The following is a 15,449-nucleotide window of genomic DNA, read 5'->3' as shown; positions in this document are numbered from 1 at the left end:
GCTTTGATGGCGCTGTTGTCTGCTAATGGATGATTGCGGATGGTCGGGATGTGCGAAGCCCGAGGTTTCTTCTCTGAGTTAGCTACTCTGCCTTATTCCTTCGAGAAAGCATCCATCAGTTTTGAGTCTGTACATCAATTTGTGTAATTGCCTGAATATATTTGTGGCGGGAATAAATGCAGTTGCGTATTGAAATTTCAGGCCAAAACAAAGCTTTTAAATGATGCAATATATTGAAATAAAAAATAATTACCTCCGTTACCTCCATGATTACTGCCATTGCAAGAGAACATCCGATCTGCGTCCTTAAAACAGCGAGCAGTTTGCCAAAAGGGATGCAGTCCGTGCGGCAGGCGGGTAATCCGCAGCGCTGAGGCGAAAGCAGCAGGCCAGGAGATGCCAGCAGGACGCTGGCATCAGGCGGAGTCGGTACAAGGATGTACCGTCTTCGCCGGTCCGACCGGCCGGATGCTGTAGTCGAAGGCACCACGCAACGCGTGGCGCGAGGACCGGCCGCCGGCCGCACGGACTGCATCCCAATCCGCAGTGCTACCACGAATTCCACACGCCGCTGGCCGCACAGACCGCATCCCGACCCGCAGCCTCCCCGCAAAAAAAAGCCACCGTCGTAATGACAGTGGCTTTATCAGCTCTTCAACCCACCAACCGGTGGACTAACAAAAACTTACTGCGGTGGACGCACCAGAATCTTAACCTGCTGCTTCTCTTTCACCAGCGCATCAAAACCTTCATCAACCAGATCGGCCAAATCAATACGCTTAGTCACCAGCTTATCCGCCTGGAAATAACCCTGCGTCATCAGATCCATCACCGCCGGGAAAATATGACGGTAGGCGATAATGCCTTTAATGTTACGCTCGGCCAGCACCACCTTGTTCGGATGGAATGACGCTTCGCCTTCCCAGATAGACACAATAATGGTTTCACCTTCGTAGCGGGTGCTGTCGATACATTGCTTCAGCACCACCGGCACGCCGGTCACTTCGAACGACACGTCAACGCCGCCGTTGGTCAGCTCGCGAATACGTGCAACCGCATCTTCTTTGCTCGGGTCGATAACCAGACGTGCGCCCAGCTCGCGGGCTTTCTCAGAACGCTGCGGCGACAGCTCAACCACGTAAATCTCGGCTGCACCAGCTGCGCGCAGCGCTTCGATCACCAGCAGACCAATCGGACCTGCGCCAAATACCACCGCTTTATCACCGGCTTTCAGCTTGCTCATGCGCACCGCGTGCAGCGCAACCGCCGCAGGCTCTACCAGTGCACCCTGCTCGTAAGAAAGGGAGTCAGGCATACGGTGAACCATATGCTCGGCCACCACGGTGAAGGAGGAGAAACCGCCGCCGCCGCCGGACAGACCGTGGAAGCCCAGATCGCCACACAGGTTATATTTGCCTTCGCGGCAGGCTTCGCACTCCTGGCAGGAGAGGATCGGCTCAACCACTACGCGGTCACCGGCTTTGAATTTGGTGACGCCGCTGCCCACTTCCACCACTTCACCCGAAAATTCATGGCCCATCACGATAGGTGCGATATCGCCACTGATTTTATGTGGCTTGTCTACCGGCACAAAAATCGGGCCAGCAAGATATTCGTGCAGATCGCTGCCGCAGATCCCGGTCCACGCGACTTTGATTTTTACCTTCCCTGCGGAAACCGTCGGTTCCTCAATGTCATCAATACGGATGTCGCGAGCCTGATACCAACGTGCTGCTTTCATAGTTATTCCCCTGAGATTGGCTTTAAACCTGTCCATCGCCCGTCGTGTCACTATGGCCGGAGCAGGTACTCGCGCTGGAGAATGCGAAAGTCGTGCCAGAAAATTTATGTCATATAAAAATCATAAAATTCATGATGTTAAAAATGCTGTTGTGGCGATGGGGGTGTAACGCAGTGGACGGGTGTAACAGGTGCACCGTTACAGGTGTAACGTGTAGGCTAAGGAAAAAAGTGATGAAGGCTGAAGAGCGTGTTTCACTCTCCAGCCTTCAACCACACCCGGCGGAGGCCAGGCTAACGCTTAGCGGAACGGTGGTTCGTTAAAGGTGCGCAGCTTGCGTGAGTGCAGGCGATCGCCCTCGGCGCGCAGCAGGTCGATGGCGCGAATGCCAATCTGCAGATGCTCGGAAATCGCCCCTTCATAGAAGCGGTTGGCCTGGCCCGGCAGCTTGATCTCGCCGTGCAGCGGCTTATCGGAAACGCACAGCAGCGTGCCGTAAGGTACGCGGAAGCGATACCCCTGCGCGGCGATGGTCGCGCTCTCCATATCCACCGCCACCGCGCGGCTGAGGTTAAAGCGCAGCGCGGAGGCCGAATAGCGCAGCTCCCAGTTGCGATCGTCGGTGGTGACCACCGTACCGGTACGCAGCCGCTGCTTGACCTCTTCGCCCGGCATGCCGCTGACCAGTTTGGTGGCGTCATACAGTGCGCGCTGCACTTCGGCGATGCTCGGGATGGGGATATCCGGCGGCAGCACCGCGTCCAGCACGTGATCGTCGCGCAGATAGGCGTGCGCCAGCACGTAATCGCCGATGGTCTGGCTCTCACGCAGCCCGCCGCAGTGGCCAATCATCAGCCAGGCATGCGGGCGCAGCACCGCCAGGTGATCGCAAATGGTTTTGGCATTCGACGGACCCACGCCGATATTCACCAGGGTGATCCCCTGGCCGTTTTTGGCGATCAGATGCCAGGCCGGCATCTGGTGCTTCTTCCACGCCAGGTCGGTGACCGTCTGCTCCGGATGCTGCGTAGCATGAGTGATAGTGATACCACCCGCGCAGGACAGCGCCTGATACGGAGAGTCGGGATCGGCAATCTGCTCGCAGGCCCACAGCACGAACTCATCGACATAGCGGGTGTAGTTGGTAAACAGCACGTAGGGCTGGAAATCCTCTACCGGCGTGCCGGTGTAGTGGCGCAGGCGTGCCAGAGAGAAATCGGTGCGCAGCGCGTCGAAGTGCGACAGCGGGAAGGTTTCGCCTTCGGCCAGCAGCCCGTCGGCGTTTTCATCGCCAATCTGCGACAGCTCGGTGGTCGGGAAGTGCTGAGCAATGCCCGCGCTCATGCTGCGGTCCAGCGCCAGGCCTGAACCGTCAATCACGTAAGGGAAGGGGATCTCCTGCTGCGACGGCAGCACCTCAATTGTCACGCTGTACTCGCTGCTCAGCAGCTCCAGTTGTTCGCTCAGATAGTGGCGCAGCAGGGCCGGGCGGGTGACGGTGGTGCTGTAGCATCCGGCACGGGTAAAGCGGCCAAAGGCACGGGTCAGGCGCTGGCTGGGGGCCACGCCGTCCCAGCTGACGCGCAGCTGGGGATAAACAAACAGCCCGGCGGCGCGGGCGGCGGCGTCCGGCAGGCTGCCGTCGGCGATAAAGGCGGTGATGGCATCGCGCAGGGCGCTGACCGCGGCATCGTACTGTGCTTCCAGCCTGTCCAGCGCGTCGGCGACCGACAGCGACTGGTTCTGAGAATAAGTCATTCAATCTCCTTACATCGTTTCCCGATATTGCCAACAGCCTAACTCAAGATCGCGACAAAAAAAGGAGATGCAGGAATTATTTATCGAACTCAGCTGCTGGCACCCGGTTCGAAGGCGAATTTGATCTGCTCTTCCAGCGGCTGTGGCGCATCGTCAAGCATCGCCATCAGCCGCTGGCCAACCTGCTGACCGAGTTTTTCATAGTTCAGCCGCATTGAGGTCAGCGCCGGGAAGGTGTGATCGCAGTCGGTTGAACCGTCCAGGCAGGCCACCGCCATATCGTAAGGCACCTTCAGCAGCCGCCGCTGGCATTCGGCGAGCACGCCGATGGCGATCTCCTCGTGGCTGCAGATGATGGCATCCAGATCCGGCTGGTTCTGCAACAGCTGGCCCAGCGCAAAGCGGCCAAGCTGCAGGCTGGGCGCATCCGGAACGGTGATCATCAGGTCGGCATTCTGATAGTGCGCCAGCATCGCCCTGTGCCAGCCGTTCAGCTGCTGTTTGTGCAGGCGGTTATCGGTCTGTGCGCCGATAAAGGCAATGCGGCGATAGCCTTTTTCCAGCAGCGTGCGGGTCAGCCGCTCGGCGGCATCGCTGAAGGCGATATTCAGCGTCAGGTCGGCGGAGAACTGCCCGGCTCCGCAGACGTTGACCGTCACCACTTCCGAAGATTCGAGCATGTCGCAGGTTTTCGGCGACAGCTGGGCGGCAAACAGCACCATCGCGGACGGGCGGTGCTGCAGCAGTTTTTCTACCAGCGGCGTTTCGCCGTACTGGTGGTATTCATGGCAGGCCATGATCAGCTGAAACGGCTGATTGCTGAGGGTGTGCTGCAGCGCCTGCACAAAGCGAGTGCTGGCGCGATCGTGCTGGAAGGGATAGAGCACCGCCACGGTATGCAGCTGCTGGGAGGCCAGCGCGGCGGCGGCCTGATTCGGCACGTAGCCCAGTTCGCGCACCGCCTGTTCCACTTTCTTCAGCGAGGCTTCTGATACCTGCGACGGGTCGCGCAGCGCGCGCGAGGCGGTCATCTGGCCGACCCCGGCACGGCGGGCGACATCCTGCAGCGTTACCCGCTGCGCCGGGCCGGCGCTCAGCTCGGCGGCGGGGGCACTGGCTTCATAGCCCAGCGCGCGGGCGGCTTTTTCAACTTCACTGCGGACTTTGTCTGACACCAGCTCCGGCGTGCGCATCACCCGCGACACCGTCATCACGCCAACGCCAACATAGTCAGCAACATCCTGTAGCGTCACGCGACCACTACTACGACGCTTTCGCATCCTGGTTCTCCTGAACGCTCTGTTACGCGACCCTGCCGCGCAATGATTTACCCAGCGGACAGTGTGCCGTTCCGGTTTAAAGACAACAACTGGTTAACCAGCAAATGATATGCCGATCACAGTTACTGATAGCTGTAACAGTTAGCGTTAACTTTTTAGATCTCTGTCACATTATTCTAGGTGGCTCGGCACTACTCTGCTCGGGCGAAAAGAGAGAGGTGACCTGTAAATGTTAAAAGAACTCCTGACGGCTGACGTGGTGCAGATTGTACCAGCCTGTGAAGACTGGCGTCACGCAGTTGCGCTGTCCTGCCAGCCATTACGTGACAACGGCACGATCGAAGCCCGCTATGTTGAGGCCATCTACCGTTCGCACGAAGCGATTGGCCCGTACTATGTGGTCGGCCCCGGCATTGCCATGCCGCACGCCCGCCCGGAAGAGGGCGCCAATAAACTCGGCATCAGCCTGACGCTGGTGCAGGCAGGCGTTAACTTCGATTCCGAAGGCAACGACCCGGTGAAGCTGCTGTTCGTGCTGGCTGCAACGGACAGCAACAGCCATATCGGCATTATCACCGCGCTGGCCGGGCTGTTTGACACCCCGGAAGATACCGACGCGCTGATGGCGGCCACCAGCGTTGAACAGATTTTATCCATTATTTCACGTTATTAAACGACCAGAGGAACAACATATGAAAATTACCGTGGTATGCGGCAATGGCCTGGGCACCAGCCTGATGATGGAAATGAGCATTAAAAATATTGTCAAAGATCTGGGCGTTGCGGCGGAAGTCGATCACGTTGACCTGGGTTCGGCAAAAGGCACCGCCAGCGATATCTTCGTCGGCACCAGCGATATTGCTGAGCAGCTGATTGCGCAGCAGGTGGGCGGCAAAATCGTCTCCCTGCAAAACATGGTAGACAAAGCGGCAATGAAAGAGCGTATCTCTGCCGCGCTGTCGGAACTCGGCGCGTTATAATCAGGAGCCAAAATGGAATTCTTCCGTTTCTTAATGAGTGACGTGCTCTCCGAGCCGTCAATACTGGTTGGCCTGATTGCGCTGATTGGTCTGGTTGCACAGAAGAAACCCGCAACTGAAGTGATCAAGGGAACGGTGAAAACCGTGATGGGCTTCCTGATCCTTGGCGCCGGTGCCGGGCTGATTGTTTCCTCGCTGGGCGACTTCGCGGCCATCTTCCATCACGCCTTCGGTATTCCGGGCGTGGTGCCGAATAACGAAGCGATTGTCGCCGTGGCGCAGAAGAGCTTCGGGACCGAGATGGCGATGATTATGTTCTTCGCCATGGTGATTAACATTGCGATTGCCCGCTTCACGCCGTGGAAATATATCTTCCTGACCGGTCACCACACGCTGTTTATGTCGATGATGGTCGCGGTGATCCTGTCTACCGCCGGGATGCGCGGTGCCAGCCTGATTGCGGTCGGTTCGCTGGTGGTGGGCGTTTCGATGGTGTTCTTCCCGGCGATTATTCATCCATATATGAAGAAAGTCACCGGTTCGGACGATGTTGCCTTTGGTCACTTCTCCTCCATCTCCCAGCTGCTGTCCGCGTTTATCGGCAGCAAGTTTGGTAATAAAGAGAAGTCCACCGAGGATATGCAGGTACCGAAAAGCCTGCTGTTCCTGCGCGATACCCCGGTCGCCATTGCCTTCACCATGTTCTTTATCTTTATTTTCACCTGTCTGGTGGCTGGTCCGTCAGCCGTGAAAGAGATGAACGCTGGCGGCAAAAACTGGTTTATGTTCTCCCTGATGCAGTCGATTACCTTCGCCGCCGGCGTGTATATCGTCCTGCAGGGCGTGCGTATGGTGATTGCCGAGATCGTTCCGGCGTTTAAAGGCATCTCCGACAAGCTGGTGCCGAACGCCAAACCGGCGCTCGACTGCCCGGTGGTCTTCCCTTACGCGCCTAACGCAGTGCTGGTTGGCTTCCTGAGCAGCTTCGTGGCCGGGGTGCTGGGCATGTTCCTGCTGTACGCGCTGAACATGACGGTGATTATTCCGGGCGTGGTGCCGCACTTCTTCGTGGGTGCCGCCGCGGGCGTGTTCGGTAACGCCACCGGTGGCCGCCGTGGTGCGATCCTCGGTGCCTTCACCAACGGCCTGCTGATTACCTTTATTCCGGTGTTCCTGCTGCCGGTACTGGGCAGCATCGGCCTGGCGAACACCACTTTCAGCGACTCTGACTTCGGTGCGGTCGGTATCCTGTTGGGTCTGATTGTGCGCTAACCACGCGCCGCCTGTTAACCAGGCAGACTGACTGAAAAAGGGCGAAGTTATCTTCGCCCTTTTTTTTGCATTGGAAACCACGCGCTTAAGATGGCGGGGCGAGCGAAGAAGCTGACAAACAGAACCGTTAACGCATTTGACGCCGGGCTTAGCGCTGCTGACGTTGAATGGGCTGCGTGATAAAAGTTGTCTCATGTTCCTGATGGTCGGCTCGTTTCTTTCGTCGCCCGCCGATCAGCAGAGTCAGCGCAAATCCCGCACCGGCCATCCCAACGTCAAACCACATGATGCTGGCAATGCTGTGCTGCGACAGGCGGGCGGTGATCAGCGGAATGGTGAAGGTCGCCAGGCTGCCCGCGCTGTAGTAAATCCCGGTGGCTTTGCCCTTGGCCTGTGGGAACTTCATCGCCATCACCGTCAGCCCCAGCTGCACCACGCCGCCCGCCGCCGAAAAGCCGATGACAAAGGCGAAGAGTGCGATGATCCGCGCGCTGGGATAAAGGCTGATCGACAGCAGCGCCAGCAGGGAAATAAAGGTGTAAATACGCAGCAGAAGCAGAGAGTTTACCAGCCGGTTGACCAGCAGCGCGGTGATAAACACGCCGCTCAGCGACCCGAGGGTGTAGATGCTGAGCAGCTGAATGGACGCGGCGTAGGGCATCAGAATCACAAACTCCGCGTACTGCGCCAGCCACTGGCTGACCAGGTAGAAGGTCGCCATCGAGATATAGCCAAACAGGGTGAAGCAGATAATATCCGTCAGCGCCCGCTTATCCTCCGGCATCAGACTTTTGCCGTCGGGGGTGGCCGGCTGCGGCGGCTGGTGGGCGGGGAACGGCCGCCGGAGCAGGCAGATCCCGTTAATCAACATAATGGCGGCGGCAACCATAAACGACCAGCCGAACCAGCTGTGGCTCAGCATCAGCCCCCAGATAATAAACGGCAGCAGGAACTGGCCCGCAGAGACAAAGGCCTTAATCAGAATGGTGGCCGTGCCGGGAGAACGGGGGAACGCCTCCATCAGCGCCGGGTAGGTGCCGGCATCCAGGAAGCTGTTGGCCACCCCGGCCAGCAGGCCGAAGGCAAAGGCAGTGAGCACGCTCTGCGCCGAAACGATGCCGAAGAAAAAGCCCAGATAGCAGAGAATGCCGAGCAAAATAAAGGGCTTGCGGCCAAACCTGTCGGAAAGCATCCCGGAAACAAACAGCACCATCAGGCGGCCAAACCCCAGCGAGGCAATCACCACAGATACGCCCGCGGCATCGGTATGCCACTGCTGCTCAAGATGCGGCATGTTCAGGGTGATCAGCAGCACGCCCATACCGTGAACCAGATAATTCAGATACAGCCCGACGGCGGTCGGGAAAAAGCGATTGGTCATGGTGGATCTTCGGCAAGACGACAAGCGGCGCACCGGGCGCGCCGCAACGGAGGGCAGCATGATGCCTGTGAGGGTCAGTCAGCGGCAACCTTTTTTATCAGCGCGGCGTATTTCCCGCCGGCGGTCATCAGATCGTCATGGCTGCCGTTTTCAACAATCTCCCCGTTTTCCAGCAGCAATATCCGGTCTGCCTGGCGCAGGGTGGCCGGGCGATGAGCGATCAGCAGAATGGTACGCTGCTCCCGCAGGCGGCCCAGCGCCCGGTGAAATGCCCGCTCGTTCTCGTTATCCAGGCTGGCGGAAGCCTCGTCGAGGATCAAAACGGGCGCGCCGGTAAGCAGCGCGCGCGCAATGGCGATGCGCTGCCGCTGGCCGCCGGAAAAGCGGTTGCCGCGTTCACCGCACGCGCTGCGGTAGCCGCCGGGCAGGGCGCTGATAAAATCGTGCGCCTGCGCCATCCGCGCGGCCTCTTCGATCTGCTGCGGGCTGGCGTCGGGGCGACCCAGGCGAATATTGTCGGCGACGGTGCCGTGAAACAGATACACCTCCTGCGGCACCCAGCTGATGAGCTGGCGCAGGGCGGCCAGCGGCAGCGAGCGGATATCGACGCCGCCCACGGTTATTCCCCCGCTTTCCACCTCGTAGAAGCGCAGCAGCAGATGAGCGAGGGTGCTTTTGCCCGCGCCGGAACGCCCCGCCAGCGCCACTATTTCACCGGACCGAATCGTCGCCGACAGCTCCCGTATAACCGGGCGCTGCGCGGCGTAGCCGAAGCGTACCGCAGAGAAAGTCAGATCGTGGCGCTCGGGCAGCGGGGCGCTGCCGCTATCGTTCACCCTTGCGGGATAATCGATAATCCGCATAATCCTGGCCGCGCCGGCCCGCAGTTCGCCAAGCTGGCTGGCGGTCTGCGTGACGTCAACAATCGGCAGCAGCGCGCCCACGCCGAGCACCAGAACCAGCGGCAGCCACAGCGGTGAGAGGCTGCCCGCGTGCAGCAGCGTGCTGGCGGCGGCGATCAGCGCCAGCACCGCCGCCGCGCTTAACGCATCCACCGCCGCAAACTCCAGCCCGCTGCGGGAGCCGTAGCGCTGCTGCATCCGCCCCAGGCTGCGGGTGCGCTGTATTAACCGCTGAACATAGCCCGTCGCCTGACCAAACGCCGCCAGTTCGCGCTGGCCGTGGATAAACTCCACGGTATCGGCATTCAGCTGTCCCTGTTCGTTCTTCACCTCCTGCCCCTGCAAAGCAGCACGGCGCGCCAGCCAGACCGGCACGGTCGCCACCAGCAGCAGAAACGGCAGCAGTACGCCTGCCAGCCGGGGATCCAGCTGCCAGAGCAGCAGCAGTGCCGCCAGCGGCACCACAATCGCCCCGACGTAGTCCGCCAGCGTATGGGCGTAAAAACGCTCCATCAGCTCGGCGTCGGCGCTGGCAACGGTCGCCAGATCGCCCAACCGCTGGCCGTCAGCGGTCCCCGGTGCGGAACGCTCCAGCCCGTCGTAAATCGCCATTTGCAGCTTCTCGATCAGCGCAAAGGCCAGATCGTGGGACACCCATGCCTGCCACCAGCGGACGGCGGCAGTGCACAGTACCAGCAGGCCCAGCCAGCCGCAGGCTGCGGGCAGTAAGGTCGCTTCCCCTGCCAGGGCGAGACCGACGATCCGGGCGCTGAGCGCCATGCAGGCCAGCGTTCCCCCCTGAGCCAGCACGCCGGCGGTGACCGCCATCGCCAGCAGCCGATACTGGCCGCGCACCATGTGCACCAGCCCGGCGATGCCGCCGTCGGTGTGCGCTTTCATGGTGCTTCTCCCTGTGCCGCCATCAGCTGCGCGTAGCGGCCGCCGGCAGCGCTGAGTTGATGATGATTTCCCTGTTCCACCAGCTCGCCGTGGTCGAAGACCAGGATCCGATCGGCATCCTGAATGGTCTCCAGCCGGTGGGCGATGGCGATCGTCGTGCGTCGCCTGCGCAGTGCGGCCAGCGCCTTGCGAAGCGCCCGCTCGCTGGCGGCATCCAGGCCGGATGTCGCTTCATCAAGAATGAGAATGGGGGCGTCCTTCAGCAGCGCCCGGGCGATAGCCACCCGCTGTCGCTGCCCGCCGGAGAGGTTCGCGCCGCGTTCGCCAACCGGCGTCGCCATGCCGAGCGGCAGTCCGGCAATCAACTCGCTAAGCTGGGCGGCGGCGGCGGCCTCGGCAAGCTCATCATCGCTGGCATCCGGCCTGGCGATCCGCAGATTGTCAGCCAGCGTGCCGTGGAACAGAAACACCTCCTGAGAAACCACCCCGATCGTCTCGCGCAGCGCCTGCAGCGACAGCTGGCGGATATCGACGCCGCCGATGTGGATGCTGCCCTGTTCGGCATCGAAGCAGCGCAGCAGCAGGGTGACGAGGGTGGATTTACCCGCGCCGGAAGGACCCACCAGCGCCACGAACTGGCCCTCGGCGACCGTCAGCGACACGTCCGACAGCGCCAGGTTGCCCTGCGGATAGCGAAAGCTGAGGCGATCGATGCGGATATCATGACGCAGCGGGCTGGCCTGTGGGTTTGCCGGCTCGGCAACCGGCGCGGTCAGCGTCAGCAGGTCGTTGATCGGGCCAACAGCGCCGCCCGCCGCCCAGGCGGTGTGAAAAGCGTTTTCCAGCCGGATAAGCGGGCGAAACGCTTCCCGGGTGAGGAACAGCGTCAGCAGCAGGACAAACGGCAGTAAATCGTGATGCACCACGCGCCAGGCATTGAACACCAGCACCAGCGCGATGCCGCTCAGGCTGACCAGCCGGGTGATGCCGCCGCGCATCAGGATCACCTTCAGCGTCGCCATGGATGCCTGACGCAGGTCGGACGCGCGAGCCGCGAGCCGTTCACGCCATGCCGCTGCCGCTCCGAACGCCTTCAGCGTCAGCAGACCCTGTAGCGCATCCAGCAGCTGGGCGGCAAAGGCTCCCATGGCGGTGAAAACGCCGCTGGCTTTCGGCATCTGCCAGCGCATCCACAGCCCGTCGATCAGGGGAAAGGCGAGGGTGAAAATTCCCAGCAGCAGGGCAGAGGGCCAGTCGACGACGGCCAGCATCAGGACGATCAGGCTACAGCCGAACAGCGCGCTGAACAGGGCGGGAAGATAGCGGCTATAATAGCCTTCCAGCGCCTCCACGCCGCCGTTGACCGCGCCCTGAATATCGCTGCCGGGATGCAGCAGCGTGAGGCCGGGGCCAAAGCGCACCAGCTGGTTCAGCAGCCGCTCGCGCAGATTTACCTTGCAGGCCAGGGCAATGCGCTGGGCGGTATATTCACTCAGCCACAGCAGCAGCGCCCGCAGCAGAATGATGGCCGCCATCATCACCAGCGGCGGGGTGATGTCGGCGGCCAGCCCCTGCTGCATCAGCAGGCATAGCGCATCGGCAGTCAGCCACGCCTGCGCGCCGTAGCAGGCTACGATCAGCAGATGAATGACCCCGTTTTGCAGCAGGGAAGGCAGTAAAGGGCCAGTCAGACCGGCAACTGGCTTTTTCATGATTACTCCTGGCCGTTCAGCGTGGTCCAGAATGAGCCCTGCAGCGGGAAGGCGAGGAAGCGCTGGTTGAGTTCATCAAAGGTTTTTGCCGGGTCAACGTCGGCAAAGGCCGCCGGATGCAGCATTTTCGCCATCTCCTCCACGCCGATAAAGAACAGCGGATTATCGAAGAAGAACAGCCAGATCCCCGCACCCTGGTGGTTACGGATAGCCGACAGGCTGGCGAGCGACGGACTGGACACAATTGCCTTCAGCGAACGAGCGCTCTCAGCGGCGGAAACGCCCGGCCCGACGTTCAGCCCCTTGCGGCTGACGCTGGAACCGCCACCGGCCAGGTAAAAGTCCGGCTTCTGCGCCAGCACGTATTCCAGATTCAGCCTGCCGATGGCCTGATTCAGCGTCTTCACGCCGAGGTTTTCCCCTCCCGCGACGGCAATAAAATCACTCATATTGCCCTTGCCGGAGGTAAAGCAGCACTCTTCGCCGCCGGGATTGAGGTGGAAGAACACCCCAGGTCGCGTCGGCTCTTTCGCCACCCGTTTCGCCACGTCGTCCATATGCTGTTGGTAAAAGGCGATAAAGGCCTCTGCCTGCTGTTCATGGCCGGTCAGTTTGCCCAGCATGCGCATGCTCGGCACGGTTTTGGTCAGCGGATGGCGGAAGAAATCAACAAATACGTAGGGCACGTGGGCGGCGTCCAGCTTGCTCAGGCCGTCAGGAATGGGGCCATACAGCGTAAACACCACCAGATCCGGTTTTGCCGCAATCGCCGCCTCCATTGAGAACGTGCCGCTGTTGAGATCGCCGATTTCCGGGATCGACGCCGCCTGCGGGAAGCGCTGCTTCAGCGCCTGCCAGGTTGAGGGCGAGTAGCGTTGCAGGTCGGTACCCCAGGCGACGACGCGGGAGAGCGGGTCTTTATCCAGCAGCGCCAGCGTCATAATGTGGCGGCTTTCGGCCAGCACGATGCGCTTCGCCGGCGCGGGCAGGGTCACGGTGCGGTTAAGCATATCGGTCACCGTCACGCTGCTGCTTTCAGCGGCGCGGGCGGTCGCGAACAGCGCGCAGGCGGCAAGCAGTAAAATCATCAGCAGTACGTTAAACGTACCGCGGGCAGCGGAGCCTGCCCGAAGTGTGATCATCATTTTATATCCTTACCAGCGGTAGCTGACGCTGCCCACGATCGTGCGGTCAGTGCCCTGATTGCACGAGGTGGAAGAGCAGGTGGTGTAATAGTCTTTATCGAACAGGTTGTTGACGTTGACCGCCGCGCTGACGCCCTTCAGCGAGCTGCTCAGCTGGCCGAGATCGTAGTGCACGGCGGCATCCACCACGGTGTAGGACGGTACGCGGATGGTGTTGGCGGAATCCGCCCAGGTTTTGCCGACGTAGCGCACGCCCGCGCCAATGCCGAGGCTGGCCAGCGGGCCCTGCTGAATGCTGTAGTCGCCCCACAGCGATGCCATCTGCTCCGGCAGGCCGGTCGGGGTTTTACCCAGCGCGCTGGCGGTACTGGTTTTGGTGGTTTCCAGATCGTTCCACGTGTAGCTGGCGATGGCTTTAAACGCCGGGGTGATATTGACGCTGGCGGAGGCCTCGATGCCTTTTGATGTCACCTGCCCGGTCTGGACGGTGTTCAGGGCGTTATCCGGGTCCGTTGTCGAGACGTTGTTCTGCTCCAGATCGAACCAGGCGAGGGTAAACAGGCCGTCGACGCTTTCCGGCTGGTATTTTACCCCGGCCTCAATCTGCTTGCCGGTGGTCGGTTTATAGCTTTCGCCGTAAAGATTCGTACCCAGCACCGGCGCGAACGAGGTGGTGTAGCTGACGTACGGTGCCACGCCAACATCGGTCAGCCACGTCAGTCCGGCACGCCAGGTGAAGTGGTGATCGTTTTGATCGGTACTGGTGTTGCTCACCCGGTTAGCGGTATGGACCGATGCCCAGTCCTCGCGGGCGGAGAGGTCGAGCATCAGCCGTTCGGCCAGCGCCAGCGTATTGCCCAGGTAAACCCCGGTTTCATCGGCGGTCTGATAGGTGCTGCTAAACGTGGTTGCCGGCGTGGTGAAGCGGCCGCCGTAGGTCGGGCTGTAGATGTCAATTGACGGCGCGGCGCCGTAGTTCAGGTAGTAATCCTCGCCGGTGCGGCGATAGGACACGCCCACCACGGATGTGCCCCGCACCGGGCCGGCATCCCACTCGGCCTTAAGGTTGTTATCCGTCGCCAGAATTTTACCGACAATGCCAAACTCATAGGCGTTACGTTTCAGCGTGCGCATATCCGCCGCCAGACCGGCGCCGGAATAGGTCTGGGTCAGCAGATCGGTATAGCTGTAGCGCGCGGCGGAGTGCGCCGACCAGATATTATCGAAGCGGTGATCCAGCTCGTAGCCGACGTTAAACTGGGTGATGTGGTTGTCGAGGTTGCTGCCGTCCAGATACTGATTACGCGGAATTTTACCGTTGGGGTTGCTCAGCAGCGTACCGTTAATTGGCGTGTAGCTGCGCGGCGGACCAAAGGTGTCGCGGCTGAATGAGGAGAGCAGCGTCAGCGACGTATCGGTGTTGGGCTGCCAGGTCAGCGACGGCGCCAGATACATCGTGTCGTCCGGCACGTTGTTAAACTGGGTATTGCTGTCGCGGCCCACGCCCACCACGCGGTAGAGTACGGTTTTGTCATCGGTCAGCGGACCGGAGACGTCAAACTGCCCCTGATAGCGGCCGTGGTTGCCAACCTGAACACCCACTTCGCGGCGTGCCTCTTCGGTCGGGCGCTTGCTGACGGCATTCACCACGCCGCCCGGCGAACCACTGCCGTACATAAACCCTGCCGGGCCGCGCAGCACATCGATGCTTTCCAGCCCATACGGCTGATAGCGGACGTAGGATTGCGCGGTGGTCGACCGCAGGCCGTCCAGCAGCGAACCGTTCAGCGTGGCGTCAAAGCCGCGGATGCTGAAGTAGTCAAAGCGTGAGTTGATCGCGGTCGTAGAGGTAAAGACGCCCGGCGTGTAGCGCAGCGCCTCGGTGGTGGTCTGCACATTCCGGTCGGTCAGCTCGTCGCGACCGATCACGCTCAGCGACTGCGGCGTAGCCACCACCGAGCTGTTGGTGCGGCTGCCGGTGCTGCTCTGCTTTGCCACATAGCCTTCAGTCGGTTTTGCGCTGTCATCGGCGGTGACCGTCAGGGTCTGTTCTTCGCCGGGCTGCTGCGCCCGCACGGATGTCGCGATGCTTAAGGTGGCAAGCGCCACGCACGCGGCGATTGTCGATAATTTATGTTTATTATGGTCGGACACCAGAGCCTCCCCGGCTTTTACTGTGAAATAAGCGCTGACTATTCTCACTGGCGGGAGATTTTCGGCAACGGCGGAGGCTTTCGCTGGCGCGACTATTTCTTTCGATTTTTTAACAGGGATACGTCGGATAAAGCCATTGTAATTATAAGGTTAACGAAAAGAGACTTTCGTCCCGAGGTGGACGGCAGGCGGTGAGACTGGTAATGTGAGAATGAGAATCGATT

Annotated in this window: 11 protein-coding genes; 3 read left to right on the top strand and 8 right to left on the bottom strand. The window is 60.6% G+C overall.

Translation table 11 applies throughout. The features are described from left to right. Nucleotides 1–685: 685 nt before the first annotated feature. The 3 genes from PGH32_RS10155 to PGH32_RS10145 form a co-directional block, all read right to left on the bottom strand. A complete protein-coding gene (locus PGH32_RS10155; protein WP_314423553.1) occupies nt 686–1,741 on the bottom strand; it encodes a 2,3-butanediol dehydrogenase in 1,056 nt (351 codons plus the stop codon). A 300-nt stretch (nt 1,742–2,041) separates the two neighbouring features. Further along, on the bottom strand, nt 2,042–3,499 hold the full coding sequence (locus PGH32_RS10150) for an AMP nucleosidase (RefSeq protein WP_337893937.1): 1,458 nt from the start codon (nt 3,497–3,499) through the stop codon (nt 2,042–2,044). An 89-nt stretch (nt 3,500–3,588) separates the two neighbouring features. Beyond that, nucleotides 3,589–4,779, bottom strand: coding sequence for a LacI family DNA-binding transcriptional regulator (locus tag PGH32_RS10145; protein ID WP_314423545.1), 1,191 nt, complete (start codon nt 4,777–4,779; stop codon nt 3,589–3,591). Nucleotides 4,780–5,008: 229 nt separating this feature from the next. Between PGH32_RS10145 and PGH32_RS10140 the strand changes: the two genes are divergently transcribed. The 3 genes from PGH32_RS10140 to PGH32_RS10130 are packed head-to-tail and all read left to right on the top strand — an operon-like array spanning nt 5,009 to nt 7,031. Continuing rightward, nucleotides 5,009–5,452 (top strand): PTS sugar transporter subunit IIA, encoded by a 444-nt coding sequence (locus PGH32_RS10140; RefSeq protein WP_314423542.1) that lies wholly within the window; start codon nt 5,009–5,011, stop codon nt 5,450–5,452. 19 nt (nt 5,453–5,471) lie between these two features. After that, a complete protein-coding gene (locus PGH32_RS10135; RefSeq protein WP_105591549.1) occupies nt 5,472–5,759 on the top strand; it encodes a PTS sugar transporter subunit IIB in 288 nt (95 codons plus the stop codon). A 12-nt stretch (nt 5,760–5,771) separates the two neighbouring features. Beyond that, nucleotides 5,772–7,031, top strand: a complete 1,260-nt coding sequence (locus tag PGH32_RS10130) for a PTS ascorbate transporter subunit IIC (protein ID WP_105591550.1) — start codon at nt 5,772–5,774, stop codon at nt 7,029–7,031. Nucleotides 7,032–7,179: 148 nt separating this feature from the next. Here PGH32_RS10130 and PGH32_RS10125 read toward each other — a convergent pair whose 3' ends face one another. The 5 genes from PGH32_RS10125 to PGH32_RS10105 form a co-directional block, all read right to left on the bottom strand. Then, nucleotides 7,180–8,412, bottom strand: coding sequence for an MFS transporter (locus PGH32_RS10125; RefSeq protein WP_337893936.1), 1,233 nt, complete (start codon nt 8,410–8,412; stop codon nt 7,180–7,182). A 74-nt stretch (nt 8,413–8,486) separates the two neighbouring features. Further along, the gene (locus PGH32_RS10120; protein ID WP_337893935.1) at nt 8,487–10,214 is read right to left on the bottom strand and encodes an ABC transporter ATP-binding protein; all 1,728 of its coding nucleotides are present in this window, start codon (nt 10,212–10,214) and stop codon (nt 8,487–8,489) included. After that, nucleotides 10,211–11,926 carry an ABC transporter ATP-binding protein gene (locus PGH32_RS10115; protein ID WP_337893934.1) on the bottom strand — a complete coding sequence of 572 codons (1,716 nt, stop codon included), beginning with the start codon at nt 11,924–11,926 and terminating at the stop codon, nt 10,211–10,213. The genes PGH32_RS10120 and PGH32_RS10115 overlap by 4 nt, the downstream gene beginning before the upstream one ends. Nucleotides 11,927–11,928: 2 nt before the next feature. Next, the gene (locus PGH32_RS10110; RefSeq protein ID WP_337893933.1) at nt 11,929–13,071 is read right to left on the bottom strand and encodes an ABC transporter substrate-binding protein; all 1,143 of its coding nucleotides are present in this window, start codon (nt 13,069–13,071) and stop codon (nt 11,929–11,931) included. 9 nt (nt 13,072–13,080) lie between these two features. Then, nucleotides 13,081–15,225 (bottom strand): TonB-dependent siderophore receptor, encoded by a 2,145-nt coding sequence (locus tag PGH32_RS10105; protein WP_337893932.1) that lies wholly within the window; start codon nt 15,223–15,225, stop codon nt 13,081–13,083. Nucleotides 15,226–15,449: the final 224 nt, after the last annotated feature.

Origin of the sequence: Erwinia sp. SLM-02 (assembly GCF_037450285.1) — a bacterium.
Taxonomy (GTDB): Bacteria; Pseudomonadota; Gammaproteobacteria; order Enterobacterales; family Enterobacteriaceae; genus Erwinia.
This window is presented reverse-complemented; position numbering and strand designations above follow the sequence as displayed.

Bases quoted from the DNA above. Each gene is read 5' to 3' on its own strand.
- PGH32_RS10155 (WP_314423553.1), bottom strand. From the start codon at position 1,741: ATGAAAGCAGCACGTTGGTATCAGGCTCGCGACATCCGTATTGATGAC.
- PGH32_RS10150 (WP_337893937.1), bottom strand. From the start codon at position 3,499: ATGACTTATTCTCAGAACCAGTCGCTGTCGGTCGCCGACGCGCTGGAC.
- PGH32_RS10145 (WP_314423545.1), bottom strand. From the start codon at position 4,779: ATGCGAAAGCGTCGTAGTAGTGGTCGCGTGACGCTACAGGATGTTGCT.
- PGH32_RS10140 (WP_314423542.1), top strand. From the start codon at position 5,009: ATGTTAAAAGAACTCCTGACGGCTGACGTGGTGCAGATTGTACCAGCC.
- PGH32_RS10135 (WP_105591549.1), top strand. From the start codon at position 5,472: ATGAAAATTACCGTGGTATGCGGCAATGGCCTGGGCACCAGCCTGATG.
- PGH32_RS10130 (WP_105591550.1), top strand. From the start codon at position 5,772: ATGGAATTCTTCCGTTTCTTAATGAGTGACGTGCTCTCCGAGCCGTCA.
- PGH32_RS10125 (WP_337893936.1), bottom strand. From the start codon at position 8,412: ATGACCAATCGCTTTTTCCCGACCGCCGTCGGGCTGTATCTGAATTAT.
- PGH32_RS10120 (WP_337893935.1), bottom strand. From the start codon at position 10,214: ATGAAAGCGCACACCGACGGCGGCATCGCCGGGCTGGTGCACATGGTG.
- PGH32_RS10115 (WP_337893934.1), bottom strand. From the start codon at position 11,926: ATGAAAAAGCCAGTTGCCGGTCTGACTGGCCCTTTACTGCCTTCCCTG.
- PGH32_RS10110 (WP_337893933.1), bottom strand. From the start codon at position 13,071: ATGATGATCACACTTCGGGCAGGCTCCGCTGCCCGCGGTACGTTTAAC.